Genomic DNA, 17893 nt, shown 5'->3' with positions numbered 1-17893 from the left:
ACCGCAAATCAAAACCGGATAAATCCCGTACATGGTACTTTGTACTTCGTACTTCGTACATCCTATGAAATCACATCAGCTCAAGCTATATAACACCCTTTCCCGTCAAAAGGAAGATTTTACACCACTCAGCCCTCCCTTTGTAGGAATGTATGTCTGCGGACCAACGGTTTACGGTGATGCCCACCTTGGACATGGGCGACCAGCCGTTACTTTTGACACCGTCAATCGCTATTTGACTCACCTTGGTTATCGAGTGAGATATGTTAGAAATATCACCGATGTAGGGCACTTGCAGGGAGATGCTGACGAGGGAGAGGATAAAATAGCAAAAAAAGCCAGACTCGAAAAGCTGGAACCCATGGAAGTGGCGCAGCAATACACAGACACCTATCATCGGGACATGGCCTTGCTCAATACGTGGAAGCCAAGCATTGAACCTCGTGCAACCGGGCATATTCCGGAACAGATCGCTTTGGTTGAAGCGATTCTAAAGGAAGGCTTGGCCTATGAAGTCAATGGTTCGGTCTATTTCGATGTCTTGAAATACAACAATACTTATCAATATGGTAAGCTTTCCGGTCGAATTCTGGATGAACTCATGAGTGGGAGTCGGGATCTGGATGGGCAGGGAGAAAAGCGAAATGCGGTGGATTTTGCACTTTGGAAATATGCTTCTCCGGAGCACCTGATGAAATGGGAATCCCCTTGGGGCCTTGGTTTTCCGGGTTGGCATCTGGAGTGTACTGCCATGAGTTCTAAATATCTAGGGACGCAATTTGACATTCATGGAGGTGGAATGGATCTGATGTTTCCGCACCACGAATGCGAGATTGCACAGGGAAATGCCAGCAATCATCACGATCCGGCCAAGTATTGGATTCACAACAACATGATCACCATCAACGGACAGAAGATGGGCAAGTCATTGGGTAATTTCATCAACCTGCAGGAGCTTTTCACCGGCAATCACAAGCTTCTGGAGCAGGCATACAGCCCCATGACCATCCGTTACTTTATGTTGACGGCACATTATCGATCTACCCTGGACTTTTCAAACGAGGCATTGAAAGCTGCGCAAAAAGGATACAAAAAGATCATCAACGGTCTTCGAATCGCAAAAGCGATTGAATTCACCTCGAATCCGGAAATCGAACTGGATCAAGAACAGATCAACCAGGTGGAGCAGAGCATTGCAGCCGCTTACCGTGCGATGGACGATGATTTTAATACAGCTCAGGCCATTGGCCATTTGTTTAATCTATTGAAGAAAATCAACTCCATCTTCACCGGACAGCTTCAATCAGCTGCTTTGGGCGAAGAAGTGTTTTCCAAAATGAAAGAGACCTTCGAGACTTTCGTGGTGGACATTCTGGGATTGATTGAGGAGAAAAGTGATGTGCAAGCCCCGATGCTTGACCTGCTTTTAAAGCTATATGGAGAGGCAAAAACTGCAAGAGATTACACCAAAGTGGATGAAATCCGTGCAGGTCTCAAGCGTATGGGATTTGTGGTGAAGGATATGAAAGATAAAATTGATTGGGCATATGAAGAATAGATTTTGGTTGATTGGATTACTGGTTTTTGGCTGGGCTTGTAACGGGGAAAAGACCACCGAAACAGCCGTTGAGGGAATAATCACCAGACCCTACCCTACTTTCAATGCGGATTCAGCCTATGCTTTTGTCCAAAAACAGGTAGATTTCGGACCGCGGGTTCCTGGCACAAAAGGGCACGCAGCCACTAAAAACTGGATAATTTCCAAGCTCAAAAGCTATGGTTGGAGTGTCCAAACCCAAGAATTCCAAATCAAAACCTATGATGGATTGAATTGGGACCTGACAAATATCATCGCTTCTTATAACCCAGCCGCAACCAAAAGAATCCTCTTAGCGGCACATTGGGACACCCGTAGAATAGCCGATAAAGACACCGAAAGGCTAAACGAACCCATCGATGGTGCCAATGACGGCGGTTCCGGAGTTGGGGTTTTGATAGAAATCGCAAGAACGATCGCTACTCAGGAATTGAAACCCGATGTGGGAATTGACATTATTTTCTTTGACGGAGAAGACGATGGCGAACCGGAAGGTGCCAAAACCAGAAATACCACGCAGGAATTTTGGTGGTGTCATGGTTCGCAGTATTGGTCCAAAAACAAGCATGTGCCCAATTACTCCGCTTATTATGGGATTTTGGTCGATCTCGTAGGGGCAAAAAATGCCAAATTCTATCGTGAGGGATATTCAAGACAGTATGCTTCGGGGATTCTTTCCAAAGTTTGGGGGCATGCAGCCAAGCTCGGGCATTCTGATTTCTTTATCCAAAAAGATGCACCTCCGATTATTGATGATCATGTATTTGTCAATGAATGGGGAGGAATTCCAATGATTGTTATCATTGAGTTTTCTCCGGATTATGGCTTTGGTCACTATCACCACACCCACAGGGACAATATGGACTTGATCGATGTCAGATCTTTAAGGGCTGTCGGAGAGACAGTTTTATTTACAGTTTATCAGGAATAGCATTTTTTATAAAGTTTTTTGCAATTTGTGCCTGTGCAGACGATTGCAGATTACAGATTAGGAAAAGGTCCAACATGAAAAGAGGTCATCAGATTACGATGAAGGAGATCGCCAAGAAACTTGGCGTGTCTGTTTCGACGATTTCAAGAGCGCTTAAGGATTCTCCGGAATTACATCCTGAAACCAAACGAAAGATCGTGGAAATGGCCAAGGAGATGAATTACCAGCCTAATTTGCTGGCGCAAAGTCTCCGGATCAGCCGTTCAAAGACCTTGGGAGTGATTGTTCCCGAGATCACCTCTCACTTTTTCGCATCCTGTATCAGCGGTATTCAGGATTTTGCCAACAAGCGTGGATACAATGTCATGATCTGCCAGTCCAATGAATCTTTGGATCAGGAAAAAGCGAATATTCGCGCTTTGGTTTCAAGCCAGGTGGATGGGCTGTTGATATCTCTGAGCCGGGAAACCAATCAGTTTGACCATCTTCATGAACTCTACAACCGGGAAATTAATTTTGTCCTATTTGACAGAGTCCACGAAGATATTCCAGTTTCAAAAGTCACCTTCAATGACGCCGGAGGAGCTTATCAGGTCACACATCACCTTCTGGAAGGAAATAACAGAAGGATTGTATATGTGTCCGGGCCTGAGGACATGTACATTTCTAAAAAAAGAAAAGAGGGCTATCTAAAAGCGCTCGCCGAATATGAAATTCAGGAAGACCCGTACCTAATTAAAATATCAGATTTGACATTGGAGGACAATGTGCGGATAGCCAAAGAAATTTCTGAAATGAAACCACGGCCTGATGCAGTATTCTGTATGATAGACCCTGTGGCCGTGGATGTTTTGACTCAATGGAAATCCATGGGAATCAAAATCCCTGAGGACATGGCTTTGGCTGGCTTTACCAACAATCCAACTTCAGCAGTTGTCGAGCCACCATTGACCACTGTCTCCCAACCGGGTTACGAAATGGGTAAATTGGCTGTGACTCACCTCCTGGATCAACTTGACGGATTGGCCTCCGAAGACCCTATTTCTATTGTTTTAGAAACGACATTGGTACCAAGGAAGTCCTCGCAGCATTTTGAAGCAAAAAAGTGACTGGTTATTAGTTATTTGTGTTGACCAGTCGATTCGTGACTACCTACAAATAACCAATAACTCAATACCCATGCGCCAAACCCTCACCCAAGCTTTCCTCTCCCACTTTTCCAGCACTCCAATTCTTGCCTTTGCTCCGGGCAGAATCAATCTAATCGGCGAACACACAGACTATCAGGAAGGATTTGTTTTTCCCGCAGCTGTGAATCAGGGAATCTGGGTTGGGATACAAAAAAACGAATTGAATGCCTGCCGCATATATTCTATGGATTTCAATCAGGAATTCACCTTCGAGCTGGATTTTATTTCCCCTAAAAAAGGCCACTGGGCAACCTACGCCATGGGTATGTGCGCCTTGCTTAAGCAAGCAGGCTATTCCGTCACGGGTTTTGATATGGTGATTGGTGGAGATATCCCTGTTGGATCAGGACTTTCTTCTTCTGCCGCCTTGTCTGTAGCAATCGGAACGGCGATCTCCGGACTTTTTGATTTTCAGATTCCAAAGAAAAACATTGCGCTCTATGCCCAAAAGTCCGAGCACCTCTATGCGGGAGTCAACTGCGGAATTATGGATCCTTATGCCTCTGCCTTTGGAGTAAAAGACAAAGCATTGTTACTCGATTGCAGGTCAAACACACATGAAGAAATCCCGGTAGCCTTGGGTGATTTTTCCCTGATTCTCATCAATTCCAAAGTAAAGCACTCACTCGCCGACTCAGCCTACAACGATAGAAGAGCTTCCTGTGAGGAAAGCGTGAAATTTGTTCAATCGGCATTCCCAGATATTAAAACACTGAGAGATCTTTCCGTTTTTGATTTGCCAAAAGTTGAAAGGTTACTCTCTCCTGCGCTTTTCCCCAAAGCCAAACATGTCATCACGGAGTGTCATCGCGTACATGAGGCAGCAAATGCATTAAAATCAGGTGATTTGGAAAAATTCGGAAGCCTCCTGAAGGCATCTCATCAGAGTTTAAGCAGGGACTTTGAAGTTAGCTGTCCCGAGCTGGATTTCCTTGCCGAGGAATCATGGAAGCTTAAGGGAGTTTTAGGGTCCCGAATGATGGGTGGAGGCTTTGGTGGTTGCACCATCAATCTAGTACAAAAATCAGAAACCGAATCGTTTCAGGACCAAATCAAAAGCTCCTATGTTAAGCAGTTCGGAATTTCTCCAGGATTCATTCCTGTGAAAATTGGATCAGGCGCCCAACTGGTTTAATCTCTAATGGATTTCGTCGATAGAATTGTACCGTTGGTCTATTAGAGAGGCCTATTTTCAAGCGTTTAGCCCACTTAATACGGAATTTCCCTAATTTCCCCAAAATTTCAAACCCTATGCATTTACCCAAAAACCTACGTAGTCTACTCTTTTTCATTGGAGTACTTGTCCTTGGATTAACCGGCTGCAGCAAAAAGCGTGAAGGCGATCCAAAAATCCTGATTTTCAGCAAGACAGCAGGATTCTACCATGAATCTATCCCTGCCGGAATCGCTGCCATACAAAAGCTCGGTGCCGAAAATGGCTTTCAGGTCGACACCACCAAAAACGCAGAAAACATCAACGAGGAAAATTTAGCACAATATGCCGCTGTGATTTTCCTCAGTACCACAGGCGATGTACTCAATAACTATCAGGAAGCTGATTTTGAGCGCTACATCCAGTCCGGTGGTGGATTTCTTGGAATCCACGCCGCCGCCGATACCGAATACGAGTGGGGATGGTACAACCGACTGGTAGGTGGGTATTTTTCAGACCATCCTGGAATCAACGACCCGCATCCGAATGTACAGCCGGGAAAAATCACGAAAACCGGCGAAAAGCATCCTTCTGTTGACTTTTTGCCGGAAAGCTGGGAAAGAACGGACGAGTGGTACAGCTACAAGCAAGTAAACCCTGACACCAAAAAACTCCTGATGTTGGATGAAACCTCCTATCAGGGAGGTCTTGACATGGGAGAGCACCCTATTGCTTGGTATCATGATTTTGATGGAGGCAGAGCTTACTACACCGGTGGTGGGCATACCAAGGAATCTTTTGAGGAAGCTGACTTTTTGAAACACCTTTTGGGTGGCATCCAATATGCAATCGGTGACAACAACCAATTGGATTATTCGAAAGCAAAGTCCAAGCGGGTGCCTGAAGAAAACAGATTTACGAAAACCAATCTTTCACTTGGAGAATTCACCGAGCCGACTGAGATGACAATCCTTCCGGATTTGGACATTCTGATTGCACAGCGAAGAGGTGAAATACTGCTTTTTGACAATGAGACACAGGAGTTGAAAGAAGTGGCCAAGCTCGACGTCTACTGGAAAACAGAAGTAAAAGGTGTCAATGCCGAAGAAGGATTAATGGGGATACAAAAAGACCCGAACTATGCAAAAAATAACTTCGTATTTGCCTTCTATGCTCCTACCGGAGACAAAGAAATAAACCGTCTTTCCAGATTCGTGTTCAAAAACGGTGTGTGGGATATGGCTTCAGAAAAAGTGATTTTGGAGCTTTATTCTCAACGGGATATTTGCTGCCACACCGGTGGATCCATTGCCTTCGACAAAGACGGAAACCTTTTCCTCTCTACGGGTGACAATTCAACCCCATTCAATCAGCCTAACACCCCAACTACCTTGAACTCTTACGCTCCACTGGACGGACGAGAGGGAAACAAGCAATGGGATGCACGCAGAAGCTCCGGCAACTCCAATGACCTGAGAGGTAAAATCCTCAGAATCAAAGTAGCCGAAGATGGATCTTACACGATCCCGGCAGGAAACTTATATCCTGAAGGAACTGAAGGAACTCGCCCCGAAATCTATGTTCAGGGTAACAGAAACCCATATCGAATCGCAATAGATCAAAAAACCGGCTTCCTTTATTGGGGTGAGGTGGGACCTGATGCGAGCAATGATTCCCTCGACGTAAAAGGACCAAGAGGATATGATGAAGTGAATCAAGCAAGAAAAGCCGGAAACTTCGGATGGCCCTACTCCATTGGCAATAATTACATGTATCGTGAATTCAATTACGAGATAGCTCAAACAGGTGTTGTTTTTGATGCCGCCAAACCTGTTAATAATTCACCAAACAACACCGGACTGAAGGAACTGCCCGCGGTACAGCCGGCATTTATTTGGTATCCTTATGGTGCTTCTCCTGATTTCCCACAGTTAGGGACCGGCGGAAGAAATGCAATGGCAGGTCCGGTTTACTATTCTGATCTGTATCCTTCCAAAACCAGATTCCCGGATTATTATGACGGCAAGCTTTTTATCTATGATTGGATCAGAGGTTGGATCAAAGCAGTAACAATGAAAGAGAATGGTGATTTTGACAAAATGGAAGCATTTATGCCAGGCACCAAATTCAACGGACTGATCGACATGGAAATGGGACCAGATGGCAAAATTTACATTTTGGAATATGGAAATGGCTGGTTTAGTAAAAACCCTGACTCCGGCTTGTCCAGAATTGACTTCAATAGTGGCAATCGGGCGCCTGTAGTGACAGGACTTTCAGTTGACAAAACCTCAGGAAGTAATCCATTGACAGTGACATTGACTGCAACGGCTTCAGACCCTGAAAAGGATGCCATTACCTATACTTGGGATCTTGGAAATGGTGAATCCAAATCCACAACTGAACCTACCCTGACGCATACATTTAACGGAGTGGGACAATACGAAATCAGGGTAACGGCTGCTGATCCAGCAGGATTGACAGGTGTAAGCGCACCGGTTTCAGTTTATTCAGGCAACATTGCTCCCGTGGTGAGCATCCAGATCGAAGGCAATAAGTCCTTCTATTTCCCCGGAAAAAAAGTAGCCTATTCGGTGTCCGTGTCGGATGCTGATCATCCCGATGCATCATCTGACCTAAGCACGCTTTTTGTCTCGGCAGATTACTTGCAGGGCGTGGATAAAGCTCAGGCAGACCTTGGCCATAAAATCATGAGTGAGGCGATGAACGGCAAAGCCTTGGTTCAATCCCTGACCTGCAAGACATGTCACAAGGAAAACGAAGCCTCCATTGGTCCGGCTTATGCGGATCTGGCTAAAAAATACCGTGAAAGAGACCGTGCCTACCTGTTGAATAAAATCAAAGTTGGTGGTGGCGGTGTCTGGGGTGAAACGGTGATGCCTGCCAACCCTGATCTATCGACATCCGATGCAAATGCACTGGTGACATACATCCTTTCACTTAGAAACGCAGCGAAAGAAACACTACCTGCAAAAGGATCCGTAGATCCAACTCAGGGAAAAGCCGCTGTACCTAATGGAGTCCTTGTAATCTCAGCAACCTATACCGACAAAGGAGGAGAAAACATCAAGCCATTGACCGGTTCGGGTTCATACATTCTGAGCAATAATAATCTGGATATGGGCGTAGCCAAGGAATTGGTGAGATTTGGCTCAATGAATTACAATGGTGCCAACCTGCTGACCGTACCTTCTGGTCAGGGAAGCTTTGCGATTCCAAGCATTGACCTTACTGGTATCGGATCGATTACGTTGATAACCGCTACTATTGCCCCGGTTGCACAGACTTTCTCCTTTGAAGTGTATCTTGATAGTCCAAGTGGCACCAAGGTTGGTGAAGGCACTTTCAAACAGCGACCAATTGTAGAAGGAGAACCAATCCCTTATTACACGCCTGTAAATATTGCGATCACAGGAGCTGCGGACGGCAAACTTCATACGCTTTACATTGTGTCAAAGCAAAACGGCGAAGGTGAAGCAGGGACATTTATTCTGGCAAGTATGACTTTCAATCCAAAGTAAATCTTGGAAGATCCTTAAATCAAAAAAGCCATCCTGAATTTTTCGGGATGGCTTTTTTGATTAAATAGTTGAGTCTTAGTTCTACTTACTACATAAATTCTTCGTTTTCAGAAATCTATTCAAGAAAAAACACACTCCCTCGTTTATCATTTATGGAAATCATCTCGACTAATATTGGCAAGCCTACTCCTTTCCTATGGAATGGAAAAGAGGAAAAAACAGGCATCTACAAAGTCCCGACAAACCAAGCCATCTACCTGACCAAAAATGATGTGATGAGCGATGAAATATCCAATCGGATCAATCATGGGGGCTATTACAAAGCCTGCTACGTTTTCTCAGCCGAACAATATCCCTATTGGAAAAACTTATATCCTGAATTAGACTGGAATTGGGGGATGTTTGGCGAAAACCTTACCCTTGCCGGGTTTGATGAAAAACTGGTATGTCTCGGAGACATCTATCGGGTAGGTGAGGCTTTGGTACAAGTGTCCCAATATCGGGAGCCCTGTTACAAACTGGGGGTAAAATTTGGCACCCAGCAAGTGATCAGACAATTCATAGCCCATGGATATGGAGGTACTTATCTGAGTATCTTGGAAGAAGGGTATGTAGAAGTGGGCCAAAAATTTATGCTTAAGGAACGTCCGGAAAGCACATTATCTGTTGCTGATCTATTTCAGTTGGTTCATGCCAAAGAAATGGATCCGAAACTCCTGAGTATTGCATCAACTAGTAAAGCGATCCCACAAAAAAAGCGAATCTGGTTAGCATCTTTTCTCAACTAGAAGTAATGTTTCTTCTATCCAAAAGTCTCCTCAGATTCTCGATGAAATTCAAGAAGGCGCTCTCACCTAAAATAATTGAAAATAAAACAGGAGTCAGCGCAAAGTCCAACTCCTGTATATTCAAATTATAGATTGATCAAATCTTTCAATACTTTCCCCTACTTCATCGGCGAAAAAGGCAGTGCTTTATAGAAAACCCCATCCACTTTTTCAACAATTTTACCAGGAGCCTCAGATTCGTCTCTTGCTTTAACCCAATCCGGATCCACTCTGAATCGGTCAAAAGCCGCATTGAAAGCCTCTTTGCTGTCATGACCGAACAGATATACCAATTTGGGTTGAGCACCGTCTTTTTCTACGGTCAGCCAATAAGGATAATTTTTTAGCCCTTGCTTTTCGAATAAATCTCTGGTGTGATCTCGAAATCTGGTTTGGATATTCTCGATTTTGCCCCTTTGCTGATGGTTCCAAAAGAAAAGGGTTCATTTGCTTTTCCAGCAGTGGATATGAATGGCATCGGGTCGATTACTTTGATGACAGCTTCACAGGAACCACTCAAATTACCTGTGTACTTTGAAATCCGACTTGACAGTCCGACAGGAGAAATAATTGCTCAAGGTGTTCATAAACCTGGAGAAGGTATGCAGGCTCCAAACATGCCAATACGAATGCATCAAACTTCAATTCCTTTGACAGGAACCACAGATGGCAAAAAGCACAAATTGTATTTTGTCAGCGATGCAAAAGGTGCAGATCTTGGAACGTTTATCCTGATGGGCATTACTTTCAACGCAAAGTAATTTATAAACTTACCAAGGTCTGTGTCTTCACAGACCTTAATTTAAAAAACCAGCCTGAAATCATTCAAGCTGGCTTTTTTTGCCTAAAACAGGCTAATCAAAGGTGCAGACCGAATCGGCAGGTTTCCAGATTACCTTTTGATCACTTAAATCGAATATGCTTATTTCTCCGGCAATCCGATTTCCCTCACAGTCTCTAATAATCAATGCCCAATGCCAAAGAGGATTACAGAAACCAAAAAAGAATACGGTCTTTCCTTGGTAGGTAGCTTGCATCAAGTAGGAATATTCCGAACTGCTTGGTACGCCGGCAGTTTCGATTTCCTGTTTAAGCCAAGCGAGATCCTCCACAGGATTTTCCACTCCGCATACAGTGGGGCCTTCATTTTCATTACAGGACAACAGAAAAGCGGAACAAATAAAAAAGAAAAGATACTTTTTCATGGCTATAAAATTTTTGATTCAGTAACGATATGAACAGGATAGGTTATTGGCTACAAATTCATAAAAAAATGCAAACCCGAATGATCAGGGAGGAGTTTTTGGTTTCAATCCAGATTACAAGCCGAGTTTTTAGGTTTCCATATCACTCGCTGATCTCGGACATCGTTCACTGAGGCTTCTTGGATGATTTCTCCCCGACAATCCTGAATTGCTGCCATAGTCAGCTGAAGAGGATCGCATCCATTGAAGAAAAATACGGTCCGTCCCTTGTATTTACCCTGCACGAGGTAAATAAAACCTGATCTATTTGAATTCTCGGTTTCCGCTTTGAGCCATTCCAAATCTTCTAAAGGATTGTCTACCCCGCAGTCTGCCTGCATGATCTCGGCACAGGATTGAAAAATGAGAAAAATCACGATCAGCCAAATTGACTTTTTCATAAACAGGAAATGATTTGGTTTCAGCGGTAAGAACGTAAAAACACTATAATTAGCTACAGGCTCAGTTGATTTCCAAAGAAAATTACCACAGAATTAAAAAGCCACCCTGATCAATTCAGAATGGCTTTTATGGTTCAAAAACTTTCAATGAAACATAAAGGGAATTATAAATTTTTAGAAACTTCGAATGCCGAATATTGAACATCGAATATCGGATAACAAACATCCTAACCTCCTTGCTCCCGAATTATTTTACTTCATCGGCGAAAAAGGCAGTGCTTTATAGAAAACTGCATCCACTTTTTCGACAATTTTACCAGGAGCTTCTGATGCATCCCGAGCCTTTACCCACTCCGGATCTAATCTGAATCGGTCAAAAGCTGCATTAAAGGCCTCTTTGGAGTCATGACCAAGGAGATAAACCAGCTTTGGCTGTCCACCATCTTTTTCCACCGTGATCCAATACGGGTAATTTTTTAGCCCTTGCTTTTCGAATAAATCCCGGGTGTGATCACGAAATCTGGTTTGGATATTCTCGATTTTACCGGGAAAGCAATGGTAGGTTCGTAACTGAAATATACCACTCTTCTTAGGCTTCTTGTGGTCGTTCAGATTATTGGCCCAAACCATAAATACCTGATCCACCTTTTGAACTAATGGGCCATTGGCCTCAGAAGCTTTGAACACTGTCTGCCATTCAGCACTATTGGCAAACTTATTCCAAAGTACATCCCGGGAGGCGGCATCGGGGTAGCCGATGATGAAAGTCAAGGTCTTGTCTGGATTTTCTTCAGAAATAAAGTACGCCACATTTTCAATTCCGTTTTTCTTGAGAATCTTCAAGGTGTGATTTTGAAATCTCGCGATAAGGTCAGGCATTTTCCCTTCGGATGCGGTATAGATTCGCATTTCAAAATACTTGGATTTGATACCCTGCTGGGCAAACAGGCCTGCAGAGATTAGCATAGCTACAAGAAATGTTAATAGGTTCTTCATAAGGTTTAAGGGTTTGATTTTTTTAGGGAAATACTGTTGAAATAAGGTTCAAAAAACCTCTTAGAGATTGAAACATTTGATATTGTGAGTTTTAAGAAATTTTATGCATTGTATTACTGATTAAAACTTCGAGGTTTTAAAAACCTCAAAGGTTAGATATTTTACTTCCAAGCTTTATACAACGCTGGACTCAATGCCAAAGCAATGGTCAAAAGCCCGAAAGTCTCACGATTCTCCTCCATTTGAGGTGTTTTCATAGTCAGGTCTTTTTGGACCCACTCGTCTGCTATCCAATCTCCAACACCACCTGGAAAAATATATATGGCCCCAAAAACACATAGAATCACGACCACCGTCAGCGGGATTTTCGGGAAAATTCCGCGGATCCCGAATAAACAGAATATCATCGCTGCCGCATAGATACTTACCCAAATTTCAGGATCAGGATCATTAAATTGCCAATAGGCGAAGAGCGCAAAAAGAATCAGCCATAGGCCAAAATAGAATTTGTTGAATTTCATAGATCTTTCGGGTTGATTGCATTAAAACTAAGCAATTTCAAAATCATTCCATCAGGCTTGGGATAAATGGTCAGGAAGAAGTTTTTGAACAGAATTTCGTAGTATTTTCGGTACCAAACCACTTCTACTTTCATTTGGATGATTCAAATCAAATTGACTGAAACGGAATCTGAGCTTCGGGGAATTCTTGAGCTTCAAAAGATAAACTTATTGAGTGAGCTTTCTGATTCTGAGAAATCAGAACAGGGATTTGTCACTGTCCAACATAGTCTTGATCAACTCAGACTGATGCATAACCTTGAACCTCATGTGGTCGCCAAAGAAGGGGACAAGGTAATCGGTTACATTTTGGCCATGACAAAGGAATCCAAGAACTTGGTTTCAGTTTTGGTTCCGATGTTTGAGCAGTTTGACTGTTTGATTTATGTAGAAAAATTACTGTCCGCCTATGACTATATGGTCATCGGTCAAATCTGCGTGGACAAAGCTTATCGGGGTCAGGGGATTTTTGACAAAATGTATGGAATCTATCGAAGTACTTTTTCTGACCGGTACGATTTTGCCATCACAGAGATCGCACTATCCAACATTCGATCACTCAAAGCTCATCAGCGGGTAGGATTTAATGTGATTCACGAGTTTGATGATACTACTCAAAATTGGGCAATCGTACTGCTTGATTGGAAGTGAGACTAAAGCAGGTCAGAGAAGGATAGTGCTGCATTTTCGAGATTGTAATTTTCTGATACTTATAGGGTAATAAGTAACATGATTGGGTAAGGAGAACGGGGATCTACGGATTCCCGTTTTTTAGTTTTCAAAAAGCCTAAACACCGGATTAGGACGATGCGCTTTCAGGATCAATTCCTCCAGTTCCGCTACCTTCTCAGGTTTTTCCGATGATAAATTCTGAGTTTCTCCGGAATCTTCTGAAAGGTTGAAGAGCTCAACTGTCATTTTTTCAGTGTCTTTGATTTGGTATTTGACCAGCTTCCATCCATCTTTTTGCACCGCTTGCCTTCCTCCCAATTCATGGAATTCCCAGTATAAATGATCGTGTTTGGCCTGATCATTTTCACCCAAAATTGATGACAACATGGATATTCCATCAATCTGGTCAGGTGCGCTTTTCCCTACCAAGTCAGCAAAAGTCGGCAGCCAATCCCAAAAAGCTGAAACATGGTTGGATGTGCTACCTGTCTTTACTTTTCCGGGCCATTTGACGATCGTAGGAACCCGAATTCCCCCCTCGTAAAGGTCTCTTTTGTATCCACGGAAGATTCCATTGCTGTCAAAAAAGTCAGGATCAGCACCACCTTCACGGTGCGGACCATTATCAGAGGTGAAGATGATCATTGTATTTTCAGTCAGTCCCAAAGCCTCAATTTTGGCCACAACTTCTCCCACGAACCGATCGATCCGCTCCACCATAGCGGCATGTGTGGCATGGGGATACCGTTGGGATTGGTAGGCGGGAATATTCATTTCCGGACCATAATCACCGCCTTTAGGGCCGACGTGAGGTGTTTCATCGCCAAACTTACTTCGGTATTTCTGAAAAACCTCATCATCCGGCACAGCCAATTCCGCATGAGGCATCACGATAGGCATAAAGAGAAAAAAGGGCTTCGACTGATTCTGATCAATGAATTCGAGTGTTTTTGTTTGAATCACATCAGGCGCATAGGTTACTTTATTTGTCCAATCATTACCTGGAAGGGCCACTTTCTCTTGATTTTCCCAGAGGTAAGCTGGATAATAGCGATGGGCATAGCGCTGACATAAATATCCATAAAATGTATCGAAGCCCTGCTTGGAAGGATGGCCGGATGTTTCATTCATCCCCAAACCCCACTTCCCAAAAGCTCCGGTAGCATAACCTGCCTCCCGAAATATCTTACTCAATGTCATCAATGTATCCGCCATGGGAAATTGTCCCTCTGGCTGAACTTCGCTATTGCCTCGGATGGGCGTATGACCAGTATGCAAACCAGTCAGCAGTGCAGATCGGGAGGGTGCACACACCGTCGAACCTGCATAATGGTGGGAGAAAAACAGGCCTTCCGCTGCCAGTCGATCGATATTTGGAGTTTCGGTGTATTGCTGACCCAAGAAGCCCACATCCCCGTATCCCAAGTCATCAGCCAATATAAAAATCACATTTGGAAGTCTTTCAGACGATTGTTCATCCGCTTTTTTGCAGGATACACTTCCAAAGAGAATCAGGATAATCAGCAATCGAATGGGCATAGTCTTGAATTTTTTCAGAAATTAGGAAAGACAAGCCAAAACACCAGCCCTCTTCACTTTTTTTCTATAAAAACCCCTCACAATAATTATTTTTTGGATCGGCAAGATCCCGAACTGATCGAAAAGGATCGAAAAGGAGCAAATACTGTAAATCGATATCGAATAGAATACTTAAGGGACTGGAAGGAGCGGATGGAAGTTTTGAAATGATTCTTTAAAATCCACGGAAAAATGGACCAATTACTTGTCAAGATGAACTTAATTGTTGCTTCAAAAAAAAAAATGTAACTAGAGAAATCTTTTCACCTTTCAGCGAACTTTTAAAAAGCACACACTTATGAAAATTGGTTACTTGGTTCTAATTCTTGTATGCATCTTTCTTTCTTGTAATCAAGAGGACGGTGAACCTGATATGAGGAACTTTAATGGAGAAATGACCGTGCTTTTTAACGGAGAAGAATGGAATTCTCCGATAAGTTTTTCTTTGCAAAAACAAATAACCTGTTCCCCTAATAATTCAATTATCCCGCTTGGATTCGGCTTTACTGCTTATGACGAGAGTGGTTACTTTCAACGAATATTAGATTTGGGTTTTATTCTTCCCACCACTGAAATCCAGTCAGCTCAAGAATTACTAAAAAATACATCTCAAAATGATCCAAATTTCGCAAATACAGTAGGTCAACCTGCACGACCCGGCTACATCACTACTATAGGTTATGATGCGATAAGTACAGTTTACCTATTGGATTCCGAATTAAGGGAAAGCTATTTCCAGTTAACGCATTATGATTCTGATAAAAAAGAAATCCACGGAGTATTTGAACTGGAGTTTTTTCTTTCATCTAAAAGTTCAAGCGAACCCAATGCTCCTGATCGAATTAAATTTACTCAAGGGAAATTTGTAGCCAAGGCGCCGCAGGAATGGTTTCAATGGGGAAGAGAATGTGATCCCCGATAAAAATGATCTAGCCTAAAAACAGAAACGGGAAGAAATTCTTGCGAAAATCTTCCCGTTTAATGAGTTGAAAACCATAGTCCTCAATTCACTTCAAGCTACAGTTAGTAGGCTATTCCCAGTTGCCCAGGTCAAAACCGAATGTCTGAAGTAGCTCCGAAGAGCATGTCCCAGTTTTCAGATACCTTGTTGTATTTCTGCGGTTGCCCGTCTCAAACCTTTCTTGCGAAAAGCTCCTTCATACCCAGTATCCTGATTTTGTCCGAAGACTCCATCTTGGGCCGATCTTAAATGCACTTCTGCGGTGGTCCGTCTCAAACTCCTGCGTTTAAGCAGTTGTTCCTTTGTGCCAGATGATATGCGCCATCATCCCGAAGGATTTTAGCACTGATTAATCCGTTTGTCGCATTTCTGGAGTTGCCTCTCTCAAAAGGTCAATTGCTTGTCCTTTCCTTCATGCCCGGAAATTTGAATTACTCCGAAGAGAAACTCAAACTCAGCTCATCGTTTTTGGCACTTCTGCGGTTACCCGTCTCAGAAATTTCTCCGAAGAAAAATCCCCCTTTGCGCCCGATCTCAACCTTTCAAACAACGGTCCGAAATCTTATTTTCGGCCTTTTTATCTCTTACTTGATGATTTAAAGTTGCCTGATTTACAGACAGATTCCAATTTTTTAAACTATTTTTTCTCCACAATTTTTCCCCAAATTAAAGATGGTAAAATCACAAGATTTCCACATTTTTTACATAGGTTATAAACATTTTGCAGAATTTTTTATCAAAAAACTGATTGTCATCAGCTAATTTATTTCAGCTGATTTTCCTTCCTTGATTTTTCCCTTAACTTAAATCCATCATATCAAGACTTCCTCCCAAAATGACTCATCGAAGATCCTTTCTAAAACAATCAAGTTTAATTGCAGGAGGCCTTTGGCTTGCTCCATCTCTAATTCAGGCAAAACAAAAAATAGCTCCAAGCGCCCGCATTCGGGTGGCACTTATCGGCTGCAACAATATGGGCTTCGGAATTCTACGTCATCACATCGCCCTGCCGGAAGTGGATTGCGTTGCGATCTGCGATGTGGATCAAAACATCCTGGACAAGCGAATCGGGGAGGTGGAAACTGCAACAGGAAAGAAACCCCAGCGATTTACAGATTTCAGAAAGCTTCTCGAATTAAAAGACCTTGATGCCGTCATCATCGGCACGCCGGATCACTGGCATTGCCTTATCGCTGTGGCTGCCTGTCAAGCCGGAAAGGATGTCTATGTGGAAAAACCCATGGCCAATTCCATCGGCGAATGTGATCTCATGGCTCAGGCTGCCGGCAAATACAACAGGATCATGCAAGTGGGACAGCAGCAGCGGGCAGGACAGGCATTTATCGAGTCTAGGGATTTGGTGAAAAGTGGCTACATCGGCAAAATCCGCAAAGTCAATATCTGGTCAAACTTCAATTACGGTTTGGGCAATGAAATTAAACCCGCGACCCCCGTTCCCCAAGGAGTGGATTACGACTTTTGGTTGGGTCCGGCTCCAAAGCGTGAGTTTAATCCAAACCGCTTTCACGGAAGTTGGAGGCACTTTTGGGATTATGGCGGAGGATTGATGTCAGACTGGGGAGTTCATTTGCTGGACATGGCAATTTGGGTCGAAGACAATCCAAGTGCTCCAGGTCATGTGATGACTTATGCGGCTAATGTGAATAAAGAAAACCGGGATCGGGACACTTTTGATACGATGAATGTCCTGTTTCCAAAAAAAGACTTTCTAATCAATTATGACATGAATGGCGGTTTGCAAACCGGGCCTTATGGCAAACCCTACGGAATAGCTTATGTGGGAGATTTGGGTACCTTAGTCGTCAACCGAAGTGGTTACGAAATCTATCCCGAGTGGGACCCTACAGCTAAAGCAAATAAAATCGAAGCGAAAAAACTGGAAGGAACCTCCGAATCCCACAATGCACATGTTGCCAACTTTGTGGAGTGCATCAAAACCCGAAATGAACCGAATTGTCCACCCGAGGCCGGAAGAATCGCAGCACTCCATGCGCACATTCCCAATATCGCCGCGCGAGTTGGGGCGGAAAGCTTGATTTGGAATGATGCTAAACGGGAGTTTGTCGGAAATAAAGAAGCAAATGACTTGATCTTTCCAGAGTATCGGAAACCTTGGATTTTGCCGAAAGTTTGATTAGGACTTCACCGTCATTGCGAGGGGCTAAAAATCAAAAACAAGTTGATCCTACAAACATCTGTGCCCCGAAGCAATCTTATTCC

At 43.4% G+C, this 17893-nt stretch carries 17 protein-coding genes; 10 read left to right on the top strand and 7 right to left on the bottom strand.

The features are described from left to right. Positions 1–64: 64 nt before the first annotated feature. From cysS to BLQ81_RS10545, 6 genes are all read left to right on the top strand, one after another. On the top strand, positions 65–1558 hold the full coding sequence (gene cysS, locus BLQ81_RS10570; RefSeq protein ID WP_092729926.1) for a cysteine--tRNA ligase: 1494 nt from the start codon (positions 65–67) through the stop codon (positions 1556–1558). Continuing rightward, positions 1548–2528 (top strand): M28 family peptidase, encoded by a 981-nt coding sequence (locus BLQ81_RS10565; protein ID WP_092729925.1) that lies wholly within the window; start codon positions 1548–1550, stop codon positions 2526–2528. The genes cysS and BLQ81_RS10565 overlap by 11 nt, the downstream gene beginning before the upstream one ends. 74 nt (positions 2529–2602) lie before the next feature. Next, complete coding sequence (locus BLQ81_RS10560; RefSeq protein ID WP_092729924.1) at positions 2603–3637, top strand: LacI family DNA-binding transcriptional regulator; 1035 nt, start codon at positions 2603–2605, stop codon at positions 3635–3637. A 70-nt stretch (positions 3638–3707) separates the two neighbouring features. Beyond that, positions 3708–4853 carry a galactokinase gene (locus BLQ81_RS10555; RefSeq protein ID WP_092729923.1) on the top strand — a complete coding sequence of 382 codons (1146 nt, stop codon included), beginning with the start codon at positions 3708–3710 and terminating at the stop codon, positions 4851–4853. Between the two features lie 116 nt (positions 4854–4969). After that, positions 4970–8413: a ThuA domain-containing protein gene (locus tag BLQ81_RS10550; RefSeq protein WP_092729922.1), complete on the top strand. Its 3444-nt coding sequence runs from the start codon at positions 4970–4972 to the stop codon at positions 8411–8413. A gap of 152 nt (positions 8414–8565) precedes the next feature. Next, positions 8566–9201 carry an MOSC domain-containing protein gene (locus tag BLQ81_RS10545; protein WP_092729921.1) on the top strand — a complete coding sequence of 212 codons (636 nt, stop codon included), beginning with the start codon at positions 8566–8568 and terminating at the stop codon, positions 9199–9201. 158 nt (positions 9202–9359) lie between these two features. Here BLQ81_RS10545 and BLQ81_RS10540 read toward each other — a convergent pair whose 3' ends face one another. Continuing rightward, entirely contained in the window at positions 9360–9638 is a 279-nt protein-coding gene (locus BLQ81_RS10540) for an NIPSNAP family protein (RefSeq protein WP_245693240.1), read from the bottom strand. On the opposite strand from BLQ81_RS10540, the gene BLQ81_RS10535 reads away from it, so the two are divergent. Further along, on the top strand, positions 9615–10001 hold the full coding sequence (locus tag BLQ81_RS10535; protein ID WP_092729919.1) for a carbohydrate-binding protein: 387 nt from the start codon (positions 9615–9617) through the stop codon (positions 9999–10001). The genes BLQ81_RS10540 and BLQ81_RS10535 overlap by 24 nt on opposite strands. Before the next feature lie 93 nt (positions 10002–10094). On the opposite strand, the gene BLQ81_RS10530 is transcribed toward BLQ81_RS10535, so the two are convergent. The 5 genes from BLQ81_RS10530 to BLQ81_RS22265 form a co-directional block, all read right to left on the bottom strand. Beyond that, complete coding sequence (locus tag BLQ81_RS10530; protein WP_092729918.1) at positions 10095–10445, bottom strand: hypothetical protein; 351 nt, start codon at positions 10443–10445, stop codon at positions 10095–10097. Positions 10446–10549: 104 nt separating this feature from the next. Further along, the gene (locus BLQ81_RS10525; RefSeq protein ID WP_092729917.1) at positions 10550–10885 is read right to left on the bottom strand and encodes a hypothetical protein; all 336 of its coding nucleotides are present in this window, start codon (positions 10883–10885) and stop codon (positions 10550–10552) included. 252 nt (positions 10886–11137) lie between these two features. Beyond that, positions 11138–11881 (bottom strand): NIPSNAP family protein, encoded by a 744-nt coding sequence (locus BLQ81_RS10520; RefSeq protein ID WP_092729916.1) that lies wholly within the window; start codon positions 11879–11881, stop codon positions 11138–11140. Between the two features lie 161 nt (positions 11882–12042). Continuing rightward, complete coding sequence (locus BLQ81_RS10515) at positions 12043–12402, bottom strand: transmembrane 220 family protein (RefSeq protein WP_092729915.1); 360 nt, start codon at positions 12400–12402, stop codon at positions 12043–12045. Continuing rightward, positions 12399–12536: a hypothetical protein gene (locus BLQ81_RS22265; protein WP_175454213.1), complete on the bottom strand. Its 138-nt coding sequence runs from the start codon at positions 12534–12536 to the stop codon at positions 12399–12401. Before BLQ81_RS22265 ends, BLQ81_RS10515 begins: the two co-directional genes overlap by 4 nt. Before the next feature lie 4 nt (positions 12537–12540). On the opposite strand from BLQ81_RS22265, the gene BLQ81_RS10510 reads away from it, so the two are divergent. Beyond that, positions 12541–13092: a GNAT family N-acetyltransferase gene (locus BLQ81_RS10510; RefSeq protein WP_092729914.1), complete on the top strand. Its 552-nt coding sequence runs from the start codon at positions 12541–12543 to the stop codon at positions 13090–13092. Positions 13093–13212: 120 nt separating this feature from the next. On the opposite strand, the gene BLQ81_RS10505 is transcribed toward BLQ81_RS10510, so the two are convergent. Continuing rightward, complete coding sequence (locus BLQ81_RS10505) at positions 13213–14652, bottom strand: arylsulfatase (protein WP_092729913.1); 1440 nt, start codon at positions 14650–14652, stop codon at positions 13213–13215. A 412-nt stretch (positions 14653–15064) separates the two neighbouring features. Here BLQ81_RS10505 and BLQ81_RS10500 point away from each other — a divergent pair, with 412 nt between their 5' ends. Both BLQ81_RS10500 and BLQ81_RS10490 read left to right on the top strand, forming a co-directional pair. Continuing rightward, positions 15065–15613: a hypothetical protein gene (locus BLQ81_RS10500; RefSeq protein WP_139183610.1), complete on the top strand. Its 549-nt coding sequence runs from the start codon at positions 15065–15067 to the stop codon at positions 15611–15613. 874 nt (positions 15614–16487) lie between these two features. Continuing rightward, positions 16488–17807 (top strand): Gfo/Idh/MocA family protein, encoded by a 1320-nt coding sequence (locus tag BLQ81_RS10490; RefSeq protein WP_092729910.1) that lies wholly within the window; start codon positions 16488–16490, stop codon positions 17805–17807. The last annotated feature ends 86 nt before the right edge of the window (positions 17808–17893 follow it).

Source organism: Algoriphagus alkaliphilus (genome assembly GCF_900103735.1).
In the GTDB taxonomy this organism is placed as follows: Bacteria; Bacteroidota; Bacteroidia; order Cytophagales; family Cyclobacteriaceae; genus Algoriphagus; species Algoriphagus alkaliphilus.
Note: the sequence above shows the minus strand (reverse complement) of the source record. Positions and strands in the feature narration are given on the sequence as shown.

Bases quoted from the DNA above. Each gene is read 5' to 3' on its own strand.
- cysS (WP_092729926.1), top strand. From the start codon at position 65: ATGAAATCACATCAGCTCAAGCTATATAACACCCTTTCCCGTCAAAAG.
- BLQ81_RS10565 (WP_092729925.1), top strand. From the start codon at position 1,548: ATGAAGAATAGATTTTGGTTGATTGGATTACTGGTTTTTGGCTGGGCT.
- BLQ81_RS10560 (WP_092729924.1), top strand. From the start codon at position 2,603: ATGAAAAGAGGTCATCAGATTACGATGAAGGAGATCGCCAAGAAACTT.
- BLQ81_RS10555 (WP_092729923.1), top strand. From the start codon at position 3,708: ATGCGCCAAACCCTCACCCAAGCTTTCCTCTCCCACTTTTCCAGCACT.
- BLQ81_RS10550 (WP_092729922.1), top strand. From the start codon at position 4,970: ATGCATTTACCCAAAAACCTACGTAGTCTACTCTTTTTCATTGGAGTA.
- BLQ81_RS10545 (WP_092729921.1), top strand. From the start codon at position 8,566: ATGGAAATCATCTCGACTAATATTGGCAAGCCTACTCCTTTCCTATGG.
- BLQ81_RS10530 (WP_092729918.1), bottom strand. From the start codon at position 10,445: ATGAAAAAGTATCTTTTCTTTTTTATTTGTTCCGCTTTTCTGTTGTCC.
- BLQ81_RS10525 (WP_092729917.1), bottom strand. From the start codon at position 10,885: ATGAAAAAGTCAATTTGGCTGATCGTGATTTTTCTCATTTTTCAATCC.
- BLQ81_RS10520 (WP_092729916.1), bottom strand. From the start codon at position 11,881: ATGAAGAACCTATTAACATTTCTTGTAGCTATGCTAATCTCTGCAGGC.
- BLQ81_RS10515 (WP_092729915.1), bottom strand. From the start codon at position 12,402: ATGAAATTCAACAAATTCTATTTTGGCCTATGGCTGATTCTTTTTGCG.
- BLQ81_RS22265 (WP_175454213.1), bottom strand. From the start codon at position 12,536: ATGAAAGTAGAAGTGGTTTGGTACCGAAAATACTACGAAATTCTGTTC.
- BLQ81_RS10510 (WP_092729914.1), top strand. From the start codon at position 12,541: ATGATTCAAATCAAATTGACTGAAACGGAATCTGAGCTTCGGGGAATT.
- BLQ81_RS10505 (WP_092729913.1), bottom strand. From the start codon at position 14,652: ATGCCCATTCGATTGCTGATTATCCTGATTCTCTTTGGAAGTGTATCC.
- BLQ81_RS10500 (WP_139183610.1), top strand. From the start codon at position 15,065: ATGAGGAACTTTAATGGAGAAATGACCGTGCTTTTTAACGGAGAAGAA.
- BLQ81_RS10490 (WP_092729910.1), top strand. From the start codon at position 16,488: ATGACTCATCGAAGATCCTTTCTAAAACAATCAAGTTTAATTGCAGGA.